The organism is Desulfovibrio sp. 6_1_46AFAA (assembly GCF_000224635.1).
Classification (GTDB): domain Bacteria; phylum Desulfobacterota; class Desulfovibrionia; order Desulfovibrionales; family Desulfovibrionaceae; genus Desulfovibrio; species Desulfovibrio fairfieldensis.
Genome location: NZ_JH114300.1, coordinates 406,233 through 426,061, shown reverse-complemented (window position 1 = coordinate 426,061; position 19,829 = coordinate 406,233). Strand labels below are relative to the sequence as shown.

Sequence of the window (19,829 nt, the reverse complement as noted above, 5' to 3'; positions counted from 1 at the left end):
AATTATGCCGTTCAGGGTTTTTTTCTATCCTGTTCAGGACGAAATTTGGTAGCAAGGGAGGGATTTGAACCCCCGACACTGCGGGTATGAACCGCATGCTCTGACCAACTGAGCTACCTTGCCGTATTGCGCCCCCATAGTGGCGCGTCGAATTCTTTATACAATTTGCCGGGGCTTGGCAAGCGCTTTTTGTACCATCCGTCAATTAACCATAAAATAATAGACAAAGGGCGCGAGCAGCAAACGATAGACGGCAAAGGGCACCAGGGTCATCCGCCCCACCAGGGCCACGAAAACTTTGACCGCCAACAGGGCGGAAATAAAGGAGCCCACTATGCCAACCGCGAAAAAGGGAATGTCCGCCGAGGTGAACAGGCTGAGATTCTTCAGCATGTCAAAGCCCGTGGCGGCCACCATGATGGGCACCGCCGCGATAAAGGAATATTCCGCCGCCAGCGGCCGCTTGGCCCCCAGCAGCATGCCGCCCATGATCGTGGCCGCTGAGCGCGAAAAACCGGGCCAGAGGGCCAGGCACTGGAAACAGCCGATGCCCAGGGCCAGACGCGGCGTCATGTCGTCCAGGCTGATGCAGGTGGGCTTATGCTTGCGCCGTTCCACAAGAATCATGCACACGGCCCCCACCACCAAGGCGATAAGCACGGTGGAAGGCCGGAACAGATATTCCTTGATCAGGGAGTGGAACAACAGGCCCATCACGCAGGCGGGCAGCGAGGTGAGGACCAGCAGCCAGATGCCGCGCATGCCCGCGAAGCGCACGTAGGGCTGCGGCTGGACCAGGCCCCAGAAGCGTTTCCAGTACAGCACCACCACGGCCATAATGGCCCCGAGTTGAATCACAACCTCAAAGGTGGCGGCCCGCTCTCCCACAAAATTAAGCAGATCGCCCACAAGAATCAGATGCCCCGAGGAGGAGACCGGCAGAAATTCAGTCAGGCCTTCCACGATGCTCAGAATAAGGGCGGTGAGCAGATTATCCATATTGGGTCTCCGGGCGGCCCGCCGCGCTACGCGGCAGTCCGCTGCTTTTCGATCCGGCCGTGGCACAGTCGTTTACAACGCGGCATTGCCAAAAAGCCGCGTCGTGGCTATCTAACAGAAAAAGTGAGGATACCCCGATGCCGACCATCATGCCCCAGAGCGAACTTGTGCGCAAAGCTATTGCCTATCTGAATGAGGAACACAAACGCGACCCCCACAAAAGCCTGTCCAGCCTGCTGGACGAAGCGGGCATGCGTTTCAACCTTACGCCTGTGGACGCGGAAGCTCTGGAGTTTCTTTTCCGCAAGGAGCAGAAACGCGACTAAGATTCCGCTTTTTTTCTTTGCTAGGGCCTCCTGACACTACTGGGATTTTGTTCGCTGGCAAGGAGAACGAGCCTTTTATGCAGGGAGTGTACTTCTTATGGTACTCGACCGGAATAAAAGGCGAAGTTCAACAAAGCCAGCGGGCAAAAGAACGTAGTGTCAAAAAGGTTCTAGGCGATTTCGCTGCCGTCGGGAACGGCCTTGGCCACAGCCAGCAGGCTGAGCTCGTCCCCGCCTTGGGCGGTAAGCACCATGCCGTGGGACATCAGGCCCCGGATCTTGCGCGGCGCCAGATTCAGCACGGCGCAGACCTGTTTGCCCACCAGATCATCGGGGGCATAATATTCCGCCAGTCCTGAAAGGATCTGGCGCAACTGCCCTTCCCCGAAATCGATTTCCAGACGGAGGATACGGTCCGCGTTGGGATGCCGTTCCGCCACGCGTACCGTGCCCACCCGCAGGTCCAGAGCCTTGAAGTGATCAAAGTCCACCTCGGGCCGCCCCGCTGTTGCGGCGGGCGCGAGAGCCGCGGCTTTGGCCTCGGCGGGCTTGTCCGCTTTCTTTTCTTTATGTTTTTCTTTAACCTTCGGCGCGGGCGCCTTGTCCCCGTCCGCGTCGGTATTTTTCTTCACGTCGATGCGCGGGAAAAGATTGGACGTTGCCGACACCTGCGTGCCAGCTGACAGCCCGCCGAAGCAAATGATTTCATCATCCAGGTTGGGCACCGGGGGCAACCCCTCTTCCACGGGCTGGCCCAATTGTTCCAGCATCCGGCGGGACGCGGCGGGCATGACCGGCCAGAGGCAGAGCGCAACTTTGCGCATGGCCGCCAGCAGAATGTACATGACCGTGGCCAGCCGCTCCATATTGCCCTGCTTGTGCAGGGCCCAGGGGGCCTGGCTGTCCACATATTTGTTCAGGGCCCGCACCAGCTCCCAGAGCGACTCCAGAGCTTGGGCGAACTGCACGTTGCCGAACAACTGGGAGAAATTGCGCATGGCCGTGGCGCACAGTTCCACCATGGCCTCGTCTTCCGGCTCGCGCTGTTTGGGCTGGGGCACGCAACTGCCGAAGTATTTGGCTGTCATGGAGAGCACCCGGCTGAAAAGATTGCCCAGGTCGTTGGCCAAGTCAGCGTTGATCCTGCCGATCAGGGATTCCTCGCTGAAACTGGCGTCCGAGCCGAAGTGCATCTCGCGCAACAGGAAGTAGCGGAAGGCGTCCAGCCCGAAACGTCGGCCCGTCTCCAGGGGGTCCACCACATTCCCCAGAGATTTGGACATCTTGGTATCCCGCGAGAGCCAGTAGCCGTGCACATTGAGGTGCTTGTACAACGGCAGGCCGGCGGCCTTGAGCATGGTGGGCCAGAATACGGCGTGCGGCTTGAGGATGTCTTTCGCCACCAGATGTTCGCCGGGCCAGTAACGGACGTATTCGGCCCCGTCAGGCCAGCCCAGAGCGCTGATGTAGTTGATCAGGGCGTCGAACCAGACGTAGCAGACGTAATTCTTGTCAAATGGCAACTCAATGCCCCAGGTCAGACGCGTTTTCGGGCGGGAGATGCACAGATCCTCCAGCGCGCCCGATTCCAGCATGGCCAGCACTTCCGAGCGGTAGCGCTCGGGCCGGATAAAATCCGGATGCTGGCTGATATACTCCCGCAGCCAGGGCAGATATTTGGACATGCGGAAGAAGTAATTCTTTTCGCTGATAAATTCCGGCTTGGTCAGATGCTGGGGGCAGAGGCCGTTTTCCAGCTCCTTTTCCGTGTAGAAGCGTTCACAGCCGTAACAGTAATGGCCGCCGAACTCGCCGAAATAGATGTCGCCGGCGTCATACACTTTTTGCAGAAAGTCCTGCACCGTGCGCTTGTGCGCCTCGTCCGTGGTGCGCACGAAACGGTCATTAGCAATGCCCAGTTGCGGCCAGAGCGCCCGGAAACGGCCGCTGATATCGTCCACGAATTCCTTGGGAGTCTGTCCCTGTTTTTCGGCGGCCTGCACGATCTTGTCGCCGTGCTCGTCCGTGCCGGTCAGGAAGAGCGTGTCCTCGCCCAGCAGTTTATGGAAGCGGGCCAGGGAATCCGCGACAATGGTGGTGTAAGCGTGTCCCAGATGGGGATTGGCATTGACGTAGTAAATGGGCGTGGTGATGAAAAAACTTTTCACACAAGGCTCCGTGCTGTTGACTTGAACCCCAATACGCTATTCGTTTTCCGGGCGTTGCGCGGGCTTGCGCCGACGCTTGCGGCGGCCTTTGCCCGCTTCGCCGGCTCCCGATGGTCCGGCTGGTCCGGCGGGCGCGCCGCCCTTCTCTTCCCGGTTTTCCGCAAAATTCGCCGTATCCGGCCGCTCAGCAGCCTGCCCGTCCTCATGGGCCCGGCTTTCGTCCGGAGGCAGCAGGTCATCAAACAGACCAGGGTCTTCCACCGTGTCGGGCGTCACGGAAACCACCAGCAAACCGTCCCCCTGCCGGGGCTTGGCGGTCGGCTTGGGTTGGCCGCTCTGCTGCTGGGGCTCGGGCCGGTGGGGAGCCAGAGCCTGCCATTCGTCCAGGCTCAGTTCCAGCTCCTCGTTATTTTCCGTGATCACGGACAGGGAATTGCGGAACATATTGGCCCGCAGCACCTTCATGCCGCCCCGGTCGGTCTGGTATTTCTTGCCCAGGCGCGGGCAATGGCGGTGGAAATGGTCGTAATTTTCCTGCTCATAGGAAAGGCAGCAGAGCAGCCGACCGCAGATGCCGGAAATTTTGGCCGGATTGAGAAAAAGGTTCTGCTCCTTGGCCATACGGATGGTCACCGGGGCGAACTTGCGCAAATAGCGACGGCAACAGCAGACCATGCCGCAGTTGCCCACCGCGCCCACCATCTGGGTTTCATGACGGACGCCGATCTGGCGCAGCTCAATGCGGGCGCGGTATTCTCGCACCAGATCCTTCACCAGATCGCGGAAGTCAATGCGCGCGGGCGCCGTGAAGTAAAAGATCAGCTTGCTGCGGTCAAAAAAGACCTCCACGTCCACCAGCTTCATGTCCAGGCGGCGGTCGCGGATGCACTGGCGGCAATAGGCCGTGGCCTCGCGGGCCAGCGCCTCGTTTTCCCTGCCGGTTTCCAGATCCGTGGAGTCCGCCTGGCGCAGAATGTCGGGCAGGTCCTGCTCTTCCATGCCGGGCAGGCCTTCAAGCGGGCCGGAAACAACCTCGGCCAGGGTCAGGCCCTGATCGGCCTCAATCAGAACATGGTCGCCGCGCTTGAGCTCCGGCGGGCCGGAATAGTAGCTCGTCTGTCCGAGCTCACGAAATTTAACACCAAATATGGGCATAAGCATCACTGCGGTAAAACGTCAGAAGAATGTGTCTAAGACATTGCTTTTCGGCCATATTGCCCCTGCTGTCAACAGCGGCGGGTCGCGGTGCGCTTCGTTTAAGCTTATCCGGTCATGTGTCGCTGCCCCGCGCGGAAGGGAAGGCGGCAGGCAAACGCGCGGACACGGCCTCGGCATCCCCATATCTTTTGAGACCCCGGACGTTCCTAATCTTGCCGTCTCGCCTTGCCATCGTTGCGCCCCTGTTTTACATTTAGAGCATAAAGGGGGCCTGATGATGATTGAACGAGATGAAGCCCTGAAACTGCTGGCGGACCAGGGCACGCCGGTATCGTTGTTGCAGCACGCTTTGGCCGCGGAGGCCATTATGCGCTCTCTGGCGCGCCGTTTCGGCGAGGATGAGGACCTTTGGGGCCTGACCGGGCTGCTGCACGACCTGGACTATCCCACCACCGCTGAAGCGCCTGAACGACATGGCCTGGAAAGTGCGACCATGCTGACCGGCATGCTGCCGGAAGAGGCTCTGGCCGCCATCCGCGCCCATAACGGCGAAATGAACGGTGCTGCTCCGCAATGCCGCTTTGATTACGCCCTGCGTTGCGGCGAGACGGTCACGGGGCTCATCAGCGCGGCGGCGCGTATGCGCCCCACCGGCCTGGAGGGCATGGAGCCCAAAAGCATCAAGAAAAAGATGAAGGACAAAGCCTTTGCCGCCAGCGTGAACCGCGACAATATCCGCCAGTGCTCCGACGCCGGGCTGGAATTGGACGATTTTCTGGCTCTGTCCATTGAAGCCATGCACGGCAAGGCCGCGGAACTGGGCCTGAGCAAATAGCGTTTTTACTTTTTTTATGAGGCAGATCATGGAAGAATGCGCGCTGGATACAAGCATCCGCACCCTAGGGCCCTGCAAGCTGGAATCGCATCTGCCCTACCGCACCTGGGCCGACGACAAACGTATTCAGATTTTTGTGGATGAGGAACTGAGCGAACACAACGGAAAGGCCTGCTGCGTCTGTTTCGAGGCGGCAGGGCCGCGCAAAAAGCTCTATTTCGACTCCTCCCGCGCCAAGTGCGCCATCGTCACCTGCGGCGGCCTGTGCCCCGGCATCAACGACGTGATCCGCGCCATCGTCATGGAGGCCTACCACGCCTACAATGTGCCTTCCATTGTGGGCATTCCCTACGGCCTGGAAGGTTTCATCCCCAAGTACCGGCACGCCCTGCGGGAGCTGACCCCGGACGTGGTGGCCGACATCCATCGCTTCGGCGGCACCATTCTGGGTTCGTCGCGCGGGCCGCAGTCGCCCGAGGAAATCGTGGACACCCTTGAGCGCTGCAACGTCAACGCCCTTTTCGTCATCGGCGGCGACGGCACCATGAAGGCGGCGCTTTCCATCAGCCGGGAAGTGCAGAACCGGGGCCTGAAGATCGCGGTGATCGGCATTCCCAAAACCATTGACAACGACATTAATTTCATCCCCCAGTCGTTTGGTTTTGAAACCGCCGTATTCAAGGCAACCGAGGCTATTGAGTGCGCCCATACCGAAGCCTGCGGCACGCCCAACGGCATCGGCCTTGTCAAACTCATGGGGCGGGAGTCCGGCTTCATCGCCGCGCGGGCCACGCTGGCCCTCAAGGAAGTGAACTTCGTGCTGATTCCGGAAGCGCCTTTCACCCTGGAGGGGGAAGGCGGCCTGCTGCCCGCCCTGGAAGAACGCCTGCGGTCCAGAGGGCATGCGGTCATTGTGGCGGCCGAGGGCGCGGGTCAGCATCTGCTGAAACACAGCGCGGGCACCGACGCCTCGGGCAATCCCGTGCTGGGCGAAGTGGCCGACCTTTTGCGCAAGGAAATCAATACCTATCTCAACGCCCGCCAGATGGAGCATTCCATCAAATACATCGACCCCAGCTACATCATCCGCTCCGTACCGGCCAACGCCAACGACAAGGTTTACTGCGGCTTTCTGGGCCAGTACGCGGTGCATGCGGCCATGGCCGGGCGTACGGACATGGTGGTGGCCAAACTGCAGGACCGCTATGTGCATCTGCCCCTGCAACTGGTCACCCAAACGCGCCGCAAGCTGAACATTTATTCCGATCTCTGGCGCGCGGTGCTGGAATCCACGGGCCAGGGCATGCTCAAGGGCATGCTGCCGCCCGAATAGAGCCGCTCTCCACATGTCTCGTCTCTGCCAGGTCAAGGCCTCGGCCGGTTCCGGCAAAACCTATGAGCTGACCCGTTGTTTTCTGTTGCGCCTGATGGAGTGCGGGCATGCCTCGGGTGTGGCGGCCTCTCCGGCCTGCGCGCTGGCGCCGGAGGGCCGCCAGTGCGGTTGGGGCGACATCCTGGCCGTCACCTTTACCAACGCCGCGGCCGCTGAAATGCGCGACCGCGTCATCCGCCACCTGAAAAGCGCGGCTCTGGGTGCGCGCGCGGAAGACATTCCCCTTGATGCGGGCGAGGCCCGCCGCTGGGTGGATGTTATCATGCGCGATCTGAGCGCCCTGAACATCCGCACCATTGACAGCCTGCTGCATCTTATCGTGCGGGCCGCCGCCCTGGAGCTGAATCTCCATCCTGATTTCCAGCCCGTCTTCGCCACTGAGGAGGCTCTGGCCCCCTACCTGGACCTTTTTATGGAACGGGCCTGGCGGGAAGACGCGGCCATGCGCGATCTTTTGCGCGAGGCCTGCCGGGCTCTGGTGGTGCACGGCCAAAGCAAGGGTTTTCTGGCCGGGGAAAAACTGCTCCGCCAGCTGCGGGATTTGCTGGACGATGTGCTGCTGGGGCGGTTCGAGGATCTGACGCCGGAGGCCGTTCTTAAAGAAAAACTTCAAGAAATGGATGAGGCCGCCGTGCAGGCCGCGCGGGAACTTCTGGCCTCCGCGCAGGCTGCGGGTCTGCGCTGGAAAAAACCGGCTCTGGGCGCTGTGGAACAGCTTTCCTGGGGCCAAGTGGAAAAATGTTCTTCCGCCTTTGCAAGTAAGGAAACAGCTGAAGAACTCTTTCTCAAAAATACCGTGGTGCCGGAAGCAACCGCGCAGGCCTTTGCCGTTTACTCGGCCCACGCCCGTCGCCGGGCCGGGGAAGGCGCGCTGATTGTCCAGGCCTTGCGCATCGCCCCTTTTGTGCGCCTGGCACAGGCTCTGGTGGCCGCTTTTCTGCAAAATCAGGAACAGGAAGGCGCGCTGCCCGGCCTGCTGGTGCCGCGTCTGGCCCGTGAAGTGCTGGAGGGCGAGCGCGGCGTGCCGGAAGCGCTCTGCCGCCTAGGCACGCGCCTGACCTATTTTCTGGTGGATGAATTTCAGGACACCAGCCGCGAGCAATGGCAGGCCCTGCGTCCCTTGCTTGAAGAGGCCCTGTCGCGCGGCGGCTCTCTGACCTGGGTGGGCGACGTCAAGCAATCCATCTACGGTTGGCGCGGCGGCGAGCCGGAGCTGTTCGACGCGGTCTTTGACGATCAGGGTCTGACGCGGCTGGCTCCCGGCGGGGAACGCCGCCATCTGCCCCGCAACTGGCGCAGCCGCCGGGAAGTGGTGGAGCACAACAACCGGATTTTTGCCCCACTGGAAAATGCGGCTACAGCGCAACGGGTGCTGGCCGCCCTGCTGCCCGGCGATACGCCCCCGGAAGTTCTGACTACGGCCACGCGACGCTTGAGTCGGGCCTTTGCGGGCGCGGCGCAGCAATGTCCGCCCAAGGCCCGGGAAGGCGGCCTGGTACGGGCCGAAGAGATTCAGGGCGCCACGCAGGACGACTTGCGGGATTGTGTGCTGGAACGCCTTTGCGATTTGTTGCGGGACGAAATCGGCCCGCGCAGGCCCTGGTCCGACGTGCTGGTGCTGGTGCGCGGCAATGAAACAGCCCGCGTGACCGCCGAAGGTCTGGTACATGAGGGCATTCCGGTCATCACGGAAAACAGCCTGCTGCTGGCGGAACACCCGCTCATTGTACAGACTGTGGCTTTGCTGGCTTTTCTGGACAATCCCGACGACGACATCGCCTTTTGGACCATGCTCACGGGTTCCATCGTGCTTGAACACCCGCAGGCGGCGGAACTCGACTGGGAAATACTGCACGGCTGGTGCGCGGAGCCGGGCCAAGGGCCATTTCATCTGCGTTTCAGACGGCGCTGGCCGCTGATCTGGCGGAACCTGCTGGCCCCCTTTCACAGTCAGTCCGGCCTGATGACACCCTATGACACGGTGCTGGAATGGTTTACGCGCCTGGACGTGGAAGCACGCTTTCCGGAAGCCCGGACGTTCCTGCGCCGTTTTATGGAAGTATTGCACAGCGCTGAAGAAAAAGGCCTTGCTACCCTGTCCACGTTTCTCGAGCATTGGCAAGACAAAAGCGGTGAAGAAAAAGTGCCCATGCCCGAAAACATGAATGCCGTGCGCGTCATGACTATCCACAAATCCAAAGGGCTGGAAGCTCCGGTGGTGATTCTGCCCTGGACCAGCTTCAACGTGCGCCCGTCAGGGCGTCCCGTTCTGCTGGAACGCGACGGACTGCGCATGGCGGTGCCCAATCGCAAGGCTCTGGGCGAAATCTACTATGAGGATCTGGCGCGGCAGGCTTGCGAAAATCTGGATCTGCTCTATGTGGCCTTTACCAGGGCCAGGGACGAACTGCACATTTTCCGTACCGGCACGCCGGGTCTGGACAACAAAAGCGGCTCGCTCTGCGCGGCCCTGGATATTCTCTGGCAGGAGGCCGAGTTGAGGCTGCCCTACAGCCGTGGCACGCCGGTGGAGTGCCCGCGCAACGGGGCAACGGACGACGAGATCTGCCCCGAGCCGCTTGCCGCGCCACTTACCGAGGCGGCTGTACCGGAACAGAAATGGCGGCCCATGCAGTGGCTGCCCCGTTTAAAGATCTTCCGCAATCCGCTGGGCGGCTTTGCCTTCAAGGCCGAAGACCGCGGCAGCCTGCTCCATTTCTGCCTGGAGCATCTGCGCGTTACCGGGCAGGCGGAGGAGGACGCCAGGGCCGCCCTCTCTTTCGGCCTGCGCAACTATCCCCTGCCTGTGCCGGATGATCCGGCCCTGCGCGACTCGCTGGCCGGGGCTCTGGCCTGGTTCGCGTCCCAGCCCGAGGCAGGGCGCTGGTTTGAGCAGGGCTGGCCCGAACAGTCGCTTATGGACGAACAGGGCCATGTGCTGCGCATGGATCTGCTGGTGCGCGAATCCTGGGGACCGCTGGTCATCGACTATAAAAGCGGCCGCCTCGAAGCGGAGCACATCAGCCAAGTGCGCCGCTATCTGAGCTGCCTTGAGCAGAGCGGCGACTACGGCGGCACGGCGCGCGGCCTGCTGGTCTATCTGGATCAGCGTCGCTTCCAACTGGTGGAAGCGACGCGGGTTTCGCCTCTGTGCGAGACGTGCGGCGAGCTCCTGCCGTCGCCGGAGACCCGATTATGATGAACCGTTCGCCCTTTCTGATTTTTCCCTGGCAGCGGCCTTTTCTGCCCGATCTGAAAGCCGTGCTGGAAGATTGCAGCGGCGGCCGTTCCGGTTCCGCTCTGCTGATTGTGCCGCATAACCGCCCCTGGCGGTATCTTTTGCAGCTCTATGCCAAAGAGAGGAAGCCGCGCCTGCTGCCGAAGGTTCTCACCCTGGCTGATATGGTCAAGGTCTGGCGGGCTGGCACCAGCGACGTGCCCCTGCATACGGCCAACATGCTGGACCGCGTGGCTTTGCTGCACGGCTGCGTGCAGAACCTGACCGAGGATGACGCGGCTCTTTCCGCCCGGTTCGCGCGCATGGACATGGCGCTTTTTCTGCCTTGGGGCCTGCGCCTGGCCGCCCTGCTGGAAGAAATGCTCGGCCAGGGCCTGGAAACCGCGGACCTGGCCTATGTGGAGAATGAAGTGGCCGCGCCCGCGGCGGCTCTGCTGGGAGCCCTGGGGCGGATCGGCCGCGCCTATCTGGCGGCCCTGAACGAACGCCGATGGACCACGCCGGGGCTGGATCAGTACATGGCCAGCCGCCAGGCTTCACATATTCCGCCTCTGCTCGTGCCCGGTGCCGAAAGGCCGGTGCTGGTGGCGGGCTTTTCCGTGTTGAGCGGCACGGAGGATGTGCTGCTGCGCTCGCTCTGGCGGGCCGGAGCGCATATCTGCCTGCATACTGATCCTGCCTTGGCTGGAAATGAACCAGCGCACTGGGCCTGCGCCGAACACGCGGCATGGCTGCGTCGCTGGCAGGCCAGGGCCAAACCGGCTGTGGAGCCCGCCGCGCTGGAAGCGGCGCACAAGCCGCGTCTGTCCTTTTTCGCCGGTTATGACTGCCATTCACAGCTTCAGGCCATGCGTGACACGCTGGAAAAGGATACGAAGACGAACGGCCGCATGCCCTCCACCGCCGTGTTGCTCACGGACAGCGCCCTGCTCATGCCAGTGCTGCACCATCTGCCGGACAAGGACGTCAATGTATCCATGGGTTATCCTCTGACCCGCTCGCCCCTCAACCGCCTGCTGGACGCTCTGCTGCGCCTGCAGGAGGGACGGTCCGAGGATGGGCGCTATTACTGGCGTACCTTGCTGCAATGCCTGCGGCACCCCTATCTGAATATGCTGCGGATAGAGGACGAGAGCGGCCGAACGCTCTTTTTACGCGACGCCTTGCGCCGCCTGGAAGCTCTAGTCCGCACGGGCAACCGTTTTGTGGATCCGGCGGCTCTGGCCGACGAATGCCGCGCCGCTCTGCCCGCCCCGCTGGACACGTTGCTCTCCCAGTGCCTGGCCATCACGGTGGAAGCCTTGTCCGCCGCCCGCAGCACGGAAGATATAGCCGAATGCCTGCACGGCATCTGCGACTTTCTGTTGGCCTACGGCGGCGATATGTGGCGGCATTTTCCTTTGGACGCGGAGGCCATGTTCCGTCTCATGCGCCACGCCGCGCCCATCTTGCGTGAAACCTGTCTTGCGCAGACCCCTTTTCCTCCGGCCGTGCTGCACGGCATCACCCGACAGGTACTGGAACAGGAGCGCGTGCCCTTTGAGGCCGAACCGCTCACAGGCCTGCAGGTGCTCGGCATGCTGGAAACCCGCCTGCTGCATTTTGAGCGCGTGCTGATCGTGGACGCCACGGACGACAAGCTGCCCGGCAATCCGGCCCAGGACCCACTGCTGCCGGATTCCCTGCGCCAGGTCCTCGGCTTGCCCGACGCCCGGCGACGCGAGCGCACGGCGGCGCATACCCTCTATCGCCTGTGCGCCGGGGCGGAGGAAGTTCATTTTTTCTGGCAGGAAGGCATCACCCGCTCCGCCCTTTTTGACGGCAAAAAAAGCCGCAGCCGCTTTGTGGAGCAACTGATCTGGGAGGAGGAACAACGCCGGGGAGCGCTGCTCACGCCCGGAGAGGAGCCTCTGGCCGGGGCACGTTGTACGGTGCGCGCCAGTCAGGTCTTGCCCAAAAGCCTGCCGCGCGGCGCGGGCCTGGACACGGCCTTGCAACATCTCTTGCGCGAGCCGCTTTCCGCCACCCGGCTGGATGTCTATCTGCAATGCCCCCTGCGCTTCGCCTGGCAATATCTCTGCCGTCTCGCGCCCCAGCGGGAGATCAACGAGGGCGATGACCCGGCGGCGGTGGGGATATGCATTCATAATACCCTGCGCGCGCTGTACGAGCCCTATCTGCACAAGGAAGTAAGGCGGGGCGATATCTCCATGGAAACCGTGCGGGCCCGCTTTTACGAAGCTCTGGAAGCGGCGGACCTGCGCCGGATTTTGCCCGCGGATAGTTGCCTGATGCTGGAAACAGCCGCGCCGTTAAGGCTGGAACGCTTCCTGGCGCGGCAGCCCGAAAGCGCGCTGATCCTGGCTCTGGAAGAAAAACTGAACGTGGATCTGGACCTCAACGGACAACGCTATGCCTTTACCGGCACCCTAGACCGCCTGGACCGGCGCGACGGCCTGCTGTATGTACTTGATTATAAGACCGGCACCATCAAACGCCATGACGGCAGCCTCTGGACCGACGCACCCTTCTTCGAAAGAGTGGCCCAGGCCTGCTCTGCCCCGGGAATAAAAGCGCAAACATCCATGGGGGAAGACCCCATGTCGGCACTGTTTGAGGAGTTGCGCCAACGCCTGCCCAGCCTGCAACTGCCCTGCTACCTGTCCATGATCAAGGCAAAAAATATAGGCGCTCCCGGCGATGCGGCCCTGGTCGAACTCAAGGAAGACGGGGCGGAAATTCCCCTGTTCGGCGGCCTTGCGGAAGAAGACCTGACGGCTGCCCTTGCTTATTGCGATCTCAGCCTGGCCCTGGTCCTGCGCCATTTGGAAAGCGCCCTGCACTTCGCGGCCCGGCCGGACCGGCATTGCGCCTGGTGCCCCTATGCCGGTTTGTGCATGGCCTGAATCACGCAGCGTGAAAATCCGTTTACAATGATGGATTGCTCCTGCCGGCTGCCTTGCTTTTTCATAATCAGGCTTTACCCTTGCTGACGTCACGGCATAAAAAGGACAACATTCCGCGCAACTGCGCTCCCCTTTTTGAACTTTGTGAAAATATCCGCGAAACCAGCGGGAGACATTTTTTCGACATCACTCAAAAGGTCAGGCAGAGCCCGCGCTTAAATATAAATCAGATCATCTTTGTTTCCCACGGCTATGGAGAGATCACGGCCTCTTTTAATCTGCAAACCGATCTAAACGAATACTGGGATATCTCATATTCATTCGATGGATATACGAAAGAAAACCTTGTTGATTCGGTTATGGAGAGTCTGATGGAGCATAGAAAATCATGTAAAACGATGAAGGTGGCACATTTTTGTGAAGAACCCGCTGTTGAAAACAGCCTTTCCTGTTATAGTTAGTAAGTCGCTGCATTTCGCAGTGGACCGAATAGCGCGGCATTGCCCCACCCGGCATAAAAAAAATGCCGCTTTCCGGCGCATTTTATTGCGTCTTGTGACTTTTCCCGCTATGCTTTCTGCCAGATGGTTGGGGATAACCGTCCCATGCCGACCGGGGGGGTCGGCGGCGGTAACCCCGCACTGGTTCAAGACGGAGGTCTTGTCATAATGCCCTTCCCTTCTTTGCAAATCGGCAATCTCACGGCTAAAGTGCCCGTTATCCAGGGCGGCATGGGCGTGGGTATCTCTCTTTCCGGCCTTGCGTCGGCGGTCGCCAATCAGGGCGGCATCGGCGTTATTGCCGGAGCCATGATCGGCATGAAAGAACCGGACGTGGCCAAAAACCCTCTGGAAGCCAATCTGCGCGCTCTGCGCAATGAAATTATCAAGGCCCGTGAACTTTCCAACGGCATCATCGGCGTCAACGTCATGGTGGCCCTGACCACCTTCAGCCAGATGGTGCGCACGGCCATTGAAAACAAGGCGGACATCATTTTCTCCGGCGCGGGTCTGCCGCTGGAAATGCCGCGCCATCTGCTCCAGCTTTGCGAGGAAAAGAAGGAGGAGTTCAAGACTAAGCTCGTCCCCATTGTTTCCTCGGCCAGAGCCGCCACCGTCATTGCCAAAAAATGGCTTTCCCGTTTCAATTACCTGCCGGACGCCTTTGTGGTGGAAGGCCCCAAGGCCGGCGGCCATCTGGGCTTCAAACCCGAAGAGATTCAGGATCCCGCGCATGCCTTGGAGGTGCTGGTGCCCCAGGTGGTGGATGCGGTTAAGCCCTTTGAGGACCAGTACGGCCGCGCCGTGCCGGTCATTGCCGCGGGCGGCGTCTATACCGGCGCGGACATCAAGAGATTCCTGGATCTGGGAGCTGCCGGAGTTCAGATGGGAACGCGTTTTGTAGCTACCCATGAATGCGATGCGGACGAGCGCTTCAAGCAGAGCTATCTTGCGGCCAAACAGGAAGATGTGACCATCATCCGCAGCCCTGTGGGCATGCCGGGCCGTGCCTTGTGCAACGACTTCATCAGCGCCGCGCGCGAAGGCCTGAAAAAGCCCTTCAAGTGCATCTTCCACTGCGTGAGCACCTGCCAGCAGGAAAAGACCCCGTATTGCATCGCCCAGGCCCTGATCAACGCCATGCGCGGCAATCTGGAGCGCGGTTTTGCCTTCTGCGGAGCCAATGTATTCCGGGTGAACAAGATCATTACCGTGGGCGAACTTATGGATTCCCTGCAGCACGAATTTGACGAGGCCATGAACTCGTTGAGCAAGAGCGTGCAGAATGTACAGTCCATACTGGGCTACGGCAACAAGGCGGAGCAGACGCTGTAAAACGGATTCGTAATAAGTAAAAACCGGCAGGGTAAGCATGATTAAAGAATTTCATGCACCCTGCCGGTTTTTCATTTTTGTGTCATCTGTCAGACAATAGTGCAATTTCAAAGAGAAATTGTTCTTGCGGCCGGGTAAGCAGACACCCGCCGCGTAGGCGCAGCGTAATTTATTTGCGCTATTAAGCGACGATCGGCAATGCAAGACGCCGTGGTACCCTGAATTGCAGGGGCACCACGGCCTCTTGTGAGCAACTTCGGCACGCCGGTCTTTTCAGTTCTTCAAGGCCAATGGCGCGAGCGGTTCAACCTGAAAATGTTCAGGCTTACTTGAACAATTCCCGTTCCTGCACGTCATGGTCGATACGGTCCTCCACCTCAATACCCTTGGGCGGCGTAAAGCTGAAATCCGAGGCCTTGAGTCGCATGTCGGGCTTGAAGGAAGTGAAACGCACCTCATTGGTGTTGCCGTAAAAATCCACGATGCTGGCCCGGCGGATGTAACCATTGTCCGGTTCCACCCAGATTAGGGCCTCCACCATCTGCGGAGCGGGTTCCTTGGGGTAGAGGCGCAACTTGGCCAGACCTTGTTCGCTGCCTTCGGGCTTGACGTCAAAATCCTTAGTCAGCGCCGCCTGGCCGGTGATCACCTGAATGATGCTGCGCGAATCCCGCACCAAGCCAGGCGGATAGCGGTAGGCCACTTCTTCATCCGGCAGATAATCCCAGATTTCCTTGGCCGTGACCACCAGGGTTTCCTCATGGGGTTTGGCGGTCTGCCAGCGGATCAACAGGGGTTTCTGAAACAAGAGGCTGCCCTGCCGCCGCTCCACCGAGCCGCTTTCTTTATGGGTGAGAGTCTGCTCAAAATCCGCTGAAAAGGAGTTCAGTGTCTCGTAGCGCTGCTGGATGACGGCGGCCAGATCCGCCGCATTGGCGGCGGGAGTCAGCCAGAGCAAGGCGCAGAGGGCCGTGCCCGCCGCAATGAACATGCCGGATATACGCATGGAACCTCCGCTGAAACGTCAGCTCGTTATCTGACCACGGGCCGGGGCTTGCTGCCGTCGGCCGGTCCGATGATGCCGTCCTGCTCCAGTTGTTCCACCAGACGGGCGGCACGATTGAAACCGATTTTGAAACGCCGCTGCACCAGAGATATGGATGCCCGGCCCTGTTCGCTGACAAAGGCCTGCACTTCGGGGTACAGCGGGTCCTGGGCCGCGTCGCCGCCGCCCACGCCCTGGCCCGTGGCGGTTTCCACGCCCCACTGGGCGAAGTCCACCTGATAAGAGGGACTCAGATGCCGCTTCCAGTGGGCCACCACGGACTGCACTTCCTCATCGCTCAAAAAAGGCCCGTGCAGGCGCTGCAAACGGCCGCCGCTGGGCTTGAAGAGCATATCGCCCCTGCCGAGCAGATGTTCCGCGCCCACCTGATCCAGAATGGTGCGCGAGTCGTGCTTGGACGTGACCTGGAAAGAAATGCGGCAAGGGAAGTTGGCCTTGATCAGACCGGTGACCACATCCACGCTGGGACGCTGGGTAGCCAGAATCATGTGAATACCCGCCGCGCGCGCCAGCTGGGCCAGACGCACAATACTGGTTTCCACCTCACGGGCGGCGGTCATCATCAGGTCCGCCAGCTCGTCGATGACAACAACCAGATAGGGCAAGGGCTCCAGATCCGCGAAATCCGGCGGCAGTTCATTCTTGAAGGCCGCCAGCTTCTGATTGAAGCCCGCCACATTTCGCACGCCCAGGCGGGCCATGGCCTCATAGCGGCGGTCCATTTCATGTACGGCCCAGTCCAAAGCGTTCTTGGCCTCGGCCATTTCTGTGACCACGGGGTGCACCAGATGCGGCTCATCAGCGTAAACCGCCATCTCGATGCGCTTGGGGTCCACCAGCAAAAGGCGCATATCCTGAGGCTGGGTGCGGTACAGCAGGCTGATCAGAATGCCGTTGAGGCAGACGCTTTTGCCCGCGCCCGTGGCTCCGGCCACCAGCAGATGCGGCATGCGGGTCAGATCGGCCATGAAAGGCTTGCCTGCAATGTCCTTGCCGAGAATCATGGTCAGCGGCCCGCATCCCTTGCGAAAAGGTTCGGAGGCGGCCAGTTCACGGAAATTGACGGTCTCGCGGTTGTCGTTGGGGATTTCAATGCCCACGGTGTCCGAACCGGGAATGGGAGCCTGGATACGCACGGCCATGGCCTTGAGCGCCAGGGCCAGATCGTCACTGAGATTGGCGATGCGGCTGACGCGGACGCCTGGGGCCGGGCGCACCTCATACATGGTCACCACGGGTCCGGGCGTAATACGCACCAGCTCGCCTTGAATATCGAAATCCTTAAGGCAGGCCATCAAGGCCTTGCCTTTGCCTTCGCGGTCCTCACGGCTGCCGCCGTGAGCGGCCTTGGGAGGCGGCGTCAACAGATCCAGAGCGGGCAACGGCACCGGGGCTTTTTTGCCCAATGCGGCGGAGATCAGATTGTCCCAGACACGTTTCTCGGGCGCGGCCTCACCCTTTGCGCTTGCCGCCTTGTCCGCCTGAACGGGCTGGCGAACTTCAGGAGCGGCGGGCGCGCTCTCCTCAGGCGCGGCTTCCGGTTCTTTTTCCGGGTTCGCCGCCGTGGAGACAAGGGGCGCGCCGCTCAAGTCCTCGGCCACGGCAAAGGGATCGTCGCTGTCGGCATCCACGGGCACAACGGATACGGCAGGCTCGGCTTTGCCTGCCCCGCTCTTGGCGGAACGCTTTTCCTCGTAGACCTCGGGCAGTGAATCCGCCGTGGGACGGATATCTCCCAGTTTATCCCGCCATTGGGTCAAAAAGCTCCATTGCGGCAAGCGCAACCGGGGCAGTTTCCAGGCTGAGCGGGGCATTTCAGGTTCAGAATTTTTTTCAGCACTCTTGAACCTGCCGTCAATACGTTTGCCGAGCTGACCACGCAACCAATGCCCGAAACGCGCGGCCAGGCTGAACCAGGAGATATTGCAGGCCAGTTGCAAACCCACCAGCAGGACGAACAGCCATAAGAGGGCCGAACCGCCGGGGCTCAGATAACGGCCGGCATTGTCGTGCAGGGCGCTGCCCACCATGCCGCCGCCCCAGAGATCGCCCAGTGAGAGATCCCAGGCCGCGCCCATGACCAGCAGGCAGATTGTCAGCAGGAAAAAACCACACCAGCGCCACCAGTGCAGGGCATAGGCAGGAGAAACGTAAGCCGCTCCCAGCGCGCCGAAGACCAGCGGCCAGAGAAAGGCGGCCACGCCAAAGACATCATTGAGAAAACCCGCCGCGTAGGCACCGAACAATCCGGCTTTGTTCTGCACTTCCACGGAACCGCTGACCACGTGGTTGAGGCTGGGATCATTGGCGTCGAAGCTGGCAAGACTGAGCAGCAACAACAATGCCCAGAAGAGCAGAAAAAGGCCGAACAGTTCGCGGCTGAATTTGTGGGCGTCCGTAGGGCTACCCTCCCGGACAAAGAACGGCTGCAATCATTCCCGGCCCAAATATTCCTTGGTGCGGGTATCCACCTTGATCCGGTCGCCGGTGTTCACGAAAATCGGCACCTGCACCGTGATGCCGGTCTCCAGCTTGGCGGCCTTGGTGACGTTGCTCACCGTGTCGCCCTTGGCGCCGGGTTCGGTTTCCGTGACTTCCAGCACCAGGCTCAACGGGATGTCGATATCCAGGGGGCTGCCCTTGTAAAGCAGCACGCGGCATTCCTGACCGTCCTTGAGAAAACCTTCCTTGCCGCCGGTGGAGGCCACAGGCATCTGCACCTGCTCATAGGTGGTCATGTCCATGAAAATCAGTTCGTCGTCCTGGCGATAAAGAAACTGCATGTCGCGGGTTTCCATGTCGGGCTTGCCCACTTTTTCGCCGGAACGAAACGTGATGTCCTGCATGCGTCCGGTAAGGATATTGCGCAGCTTGGTACGGACCATGGCCCCGCCCTTGCCGGGCTTGAAGTGCTGGAAATCCACTATTTCGTAGGGCGTGCCCTCCACTTCGATTTTAAGGCCCTTGCGAAAGTCGGTGGTTGAATACATGCGTCCCTCCTGCCATGCCGCGGCATGTTCTGTATTGGCAAAATTGCGCCGGTCTCAATTGCCAAGCGGCGCGAGAGCGGCTACCGTATGGCGGAAATGTTCTTCCGCGAACATGTGTAGTTCCGAATTGGATATATTTGTTGAAAACAGCCGTGTTGTCAAGACACAAAGTTCAAGTTATACATGAGGTTTTTATGAACATCAGTCTGACGCTTGAAACCACAGCCTATACCCTGGATCAGCTCCTGGCCCTGCCGGAAGCGCAAATCGCCCTGGCCGGGCGTTCCAATGTGGGCAAATCTTCCCTGATCAACGCTCTGGCCGGACGCAAAAAACTTGCCAAGGTCAGCGCCACACCGGGGAAAACGCGCTCCGTCAATTTTTACCGGGTGGAGCCCTACAACTTTTATCTGGTGGATCTGCCCGGCTATGGCTACGCCAGGGCCAGCCATGAGGAACGCCGAAAGTGGGCGAAACTGCTGGAGCACTATCTTGCGGATTGCAAGACTCTCAAGGCGCTGGCCCTGCTGCTGGATTGTCGCCTGCCTCCGCAAAAGCTTGACCTGGAACTAGCGTCCTTTGCCCGTGGCTGTTGCCTGCCGCTGCTGCCCGTCCTGACCAAGGCCGACAAATGCAGCCAGCGTGAACGCGCCGCCCGGCAAAAAGAATGGCAGGAACTGCTGAATGTCAAACCGGTACTGACTTCCTCCAGCAGCCGCCTGGGTATGGAGGAATTCTGGCGTGCCCTGATCGCGGCAGCCGGAACCGCTGAAGCCGATGGAGATGCAGCTGGAGAGTCGGAAGACGGCACCCCGACCATGTCGAGCTAGAGGATATCCGCTTTGAAATGCCATGCATTTCAAAGGTAACGTCATGCTTACTCCGCCACTTAAGCATGCTGCCTTGCACGCAACG

General features: G+C 60.5%; 14 protein-coding genes and 1 tRNA gene. 8 read left to right on the top strand and 7 right to left on the bottom strand.

Annotated features, from left to right (window positions below):
• Positions 1–46 precede the first annotated feature (46 nt).
• Positions 47–123, bottom strand: a tRNA-Met gene (locus tag HMPREF1022_RS01690).
• Between the two features lie 78 nt (positions 124–201).
• Complete coding sequence (locus tag HMPREF1022_RS01685) at positions 202–999, bottom strand: undecaprenyl-diphosphate phosphatase (protein WP_008683989.1); 798 nt, start codon at positions 997–999, stop codon at positions 202–204.
• 137 nt (positions 1,000–1,136) lie between these two features.
• On the opposite strand from HMPREF1022_RS01685, the gene HMPREF1022_RS01680 reads away from it, so the two are divergent.
• Positions 1,137–1,325 carry a hypothetical protein gene (locus HMPREF1022_RS01680; RefSeq protein WP_008683987.1) on the top strand — a complete coding sequence of 63 codons (189 nt, stop codon included), beginning with the start codon at positions 1,137–1,139 and terminating at the stop codon, positions 1,323–1,325.
• A 170-nt stretch (positions 1,326–1,495) separates the two neighbouring features.
• Here HMPREF1022_RS01680 and metG read toward each other — a convergent pair whose 3' ends face one another.
• Both metG and HMPREF1022_RS01670 read right to left on the bottom strand, forming a co-directional pair.
• Positions 1,496–3,493 (bottom strand): methionine--tRNA ligase, encoded by a 1,998-nt coding sequence (gene metG / locus HMPREF1022_RS01675; RefSeq protein ID WP_008683986.1) that lies wholly within the window; start codon positions 3,491–3,493, stop codon positions 1,496–1,498.
• Positions 3,494–3,529: 36 nt separating this feature from the next.
• Positions 3,530–4,648, bottom strand: a complete 1,119-nt coding sequence (locus tag HMPREF1022_RS01670) for a PSP1 domain-containing protein (protein ID WP_008683983.1) — start codon at positions 4,646–4,648, stop codon at positions 3,530–3,532.
• A 280-nt stretch (positions 4,649–4,928) separates the two neighbouring features.
• Between HMPREF1022_RS01670 and HMPREF1022_RS01665 the strand changes: the two genes are divergently transcribed.
• The 6 genes from HMPREF1022_RS01665 to HMPREF1022_RS01645 all read left to right on the top strand — a co-directional run bounded on the left by HMPREF1022_RS01665 (position 4,929) and on the right by HMPREF1022_RS01645 (position 14,858).
• The gene (locus HMPREF1022_RS01665) at positions 4,929–5,486 is read left to right on the top strand and encodes an HD domain-containing protein (RefSeq protein WP_008683982.1); all 558 of its coding nucleotides are present in this window, start codon (positions 4,929–4,931) and stop codon (positions 5,484–5,486) included.
• 28 nt (positions 5,487–5,514) lie between these two features.
• The gene (locus HMPREF1022_RS01660; RefSeq protein WP_009301595.1) at positions 5,515–6,819 is read left to right on the top strand and encodes an ATP-dependent 6-phosphofructokinase; all 1,305 of its coding nucleotides are present in this window, start codon (positions 5,515–5,517) and stop codon (positions 6,817–6,819) included.
• Positions 6,820–6,832: 13 nt separating this feature from the next.
• A complete protein-coding gene (locus HMPREF1022_RS01655; protein WP_009301594.1) occupies positions 6,833–10,078 on the top strand; it encodes a UvrD-helicase domain-containing protein in 3,246 nt (1,081 codons plus the stop codon).
• On the top strand, positions 10,075–13,023 hold the full coding sequence (locus HMPREF1022_RS01650; RefSeq protein ID WP_009301593.1) for a PD-(D/E)XK nuclease family protein: 2,949 nt from the start codon (positions 10,075–10,077) through the stop codon (positions 13,021–13,023). The genes HMPREF1022_RS01655 and HMPREF1022_RS01650 overlap by 4 nt, the downstream gene beginning before the upstream one ends.
• Positions 13,024–13,103: 80 nt before the next feature.
• Positions 13,104–13,484 (top strand): hypothetical protein, encoded by a 381-nt coding sequence (locus tag HMPREF1022_RS17885; RefSeq protein WP_156802792.1) that lies wholly within the window; start codon positions 13,104–13,106, stop codon positions 13,482–13,484.
• A 207-nt stretch (positions 13,485–13,691) separates the two neighbouring features.
• Entirely contained in the window at positions 13,692–14,858 is a 1,167-nt protein-coding gene (locus HMPREF1022_RS01645) for an NAD(P)H-dependent flavin oxidoreductase (protein ID WP_008683977.1), read from the top strand.
• A 325-nt stretch (positions 14,859–15,183) separates the two neighbouring features.
• Here the strand turns inward: HMPREF1022_RS01645 and lolA are convergent, their stop codons facing one another.
• Genes lolA through efp form a run of 3 tightly spaced genes read right to left on the bottom strand, consistent with a single transcriptional unit; the run spans position 15,184 to position 18,914 of the window.
• On the bottom strand, positions 15,184–15,864 hold the full coding sequence (gene lolA / locus HMPREF1022_RS01640) for an outer membrane lipoprotein chaperone LolA (protein ID WP_009301592.1): 681 nt from the start codon (positions 15,862–15,864) through the stop codon (positions 15,184–15,186).
• 26 nt (positions 15,865–15,890) lie between these two features.
• Positions 15,891–18,356, bottom strand: a complete 2,466-nt coding sequence (locus HMPREF1022_RS01635) for a DNA translocase FtsK (RefSeq protein WP_009301591.1) — start codon at positions 18,354–18,356, stop codon at positions 15,891–15,893.
• Positions 18,357–18,914, bottom strand: coding sequence for an elongation factor P (gene efp / locus HMPREF1022_RS01630; RefSeq protein ID WP_008683974.1), 558 nt, complete (start codon positions 18,912–18,914; stop codon positions 18,357–18,359). It lies immediately after the preceding gene.
• A gap of 14 nt (positions 18,915–18,928) precedes the next feature.
• Here efp and yihA point away from each other — a divergent pair, with 14 nt between their 5' ends.
• Complete coding sequence (yihA, locus tag HMPREF1022_RS01625; RefSeq protein WP_232221525.1) at positions 18,929–19,744, top strand: ribosome biogenesis GTP-binding protein YihA/YsxC; 816 nt, start codon at positions 18,929–18,931, stop codon at positions 19,742–19,744.
• Positions 19,745–19,829 lie beyond the last annotated feature (85 nt).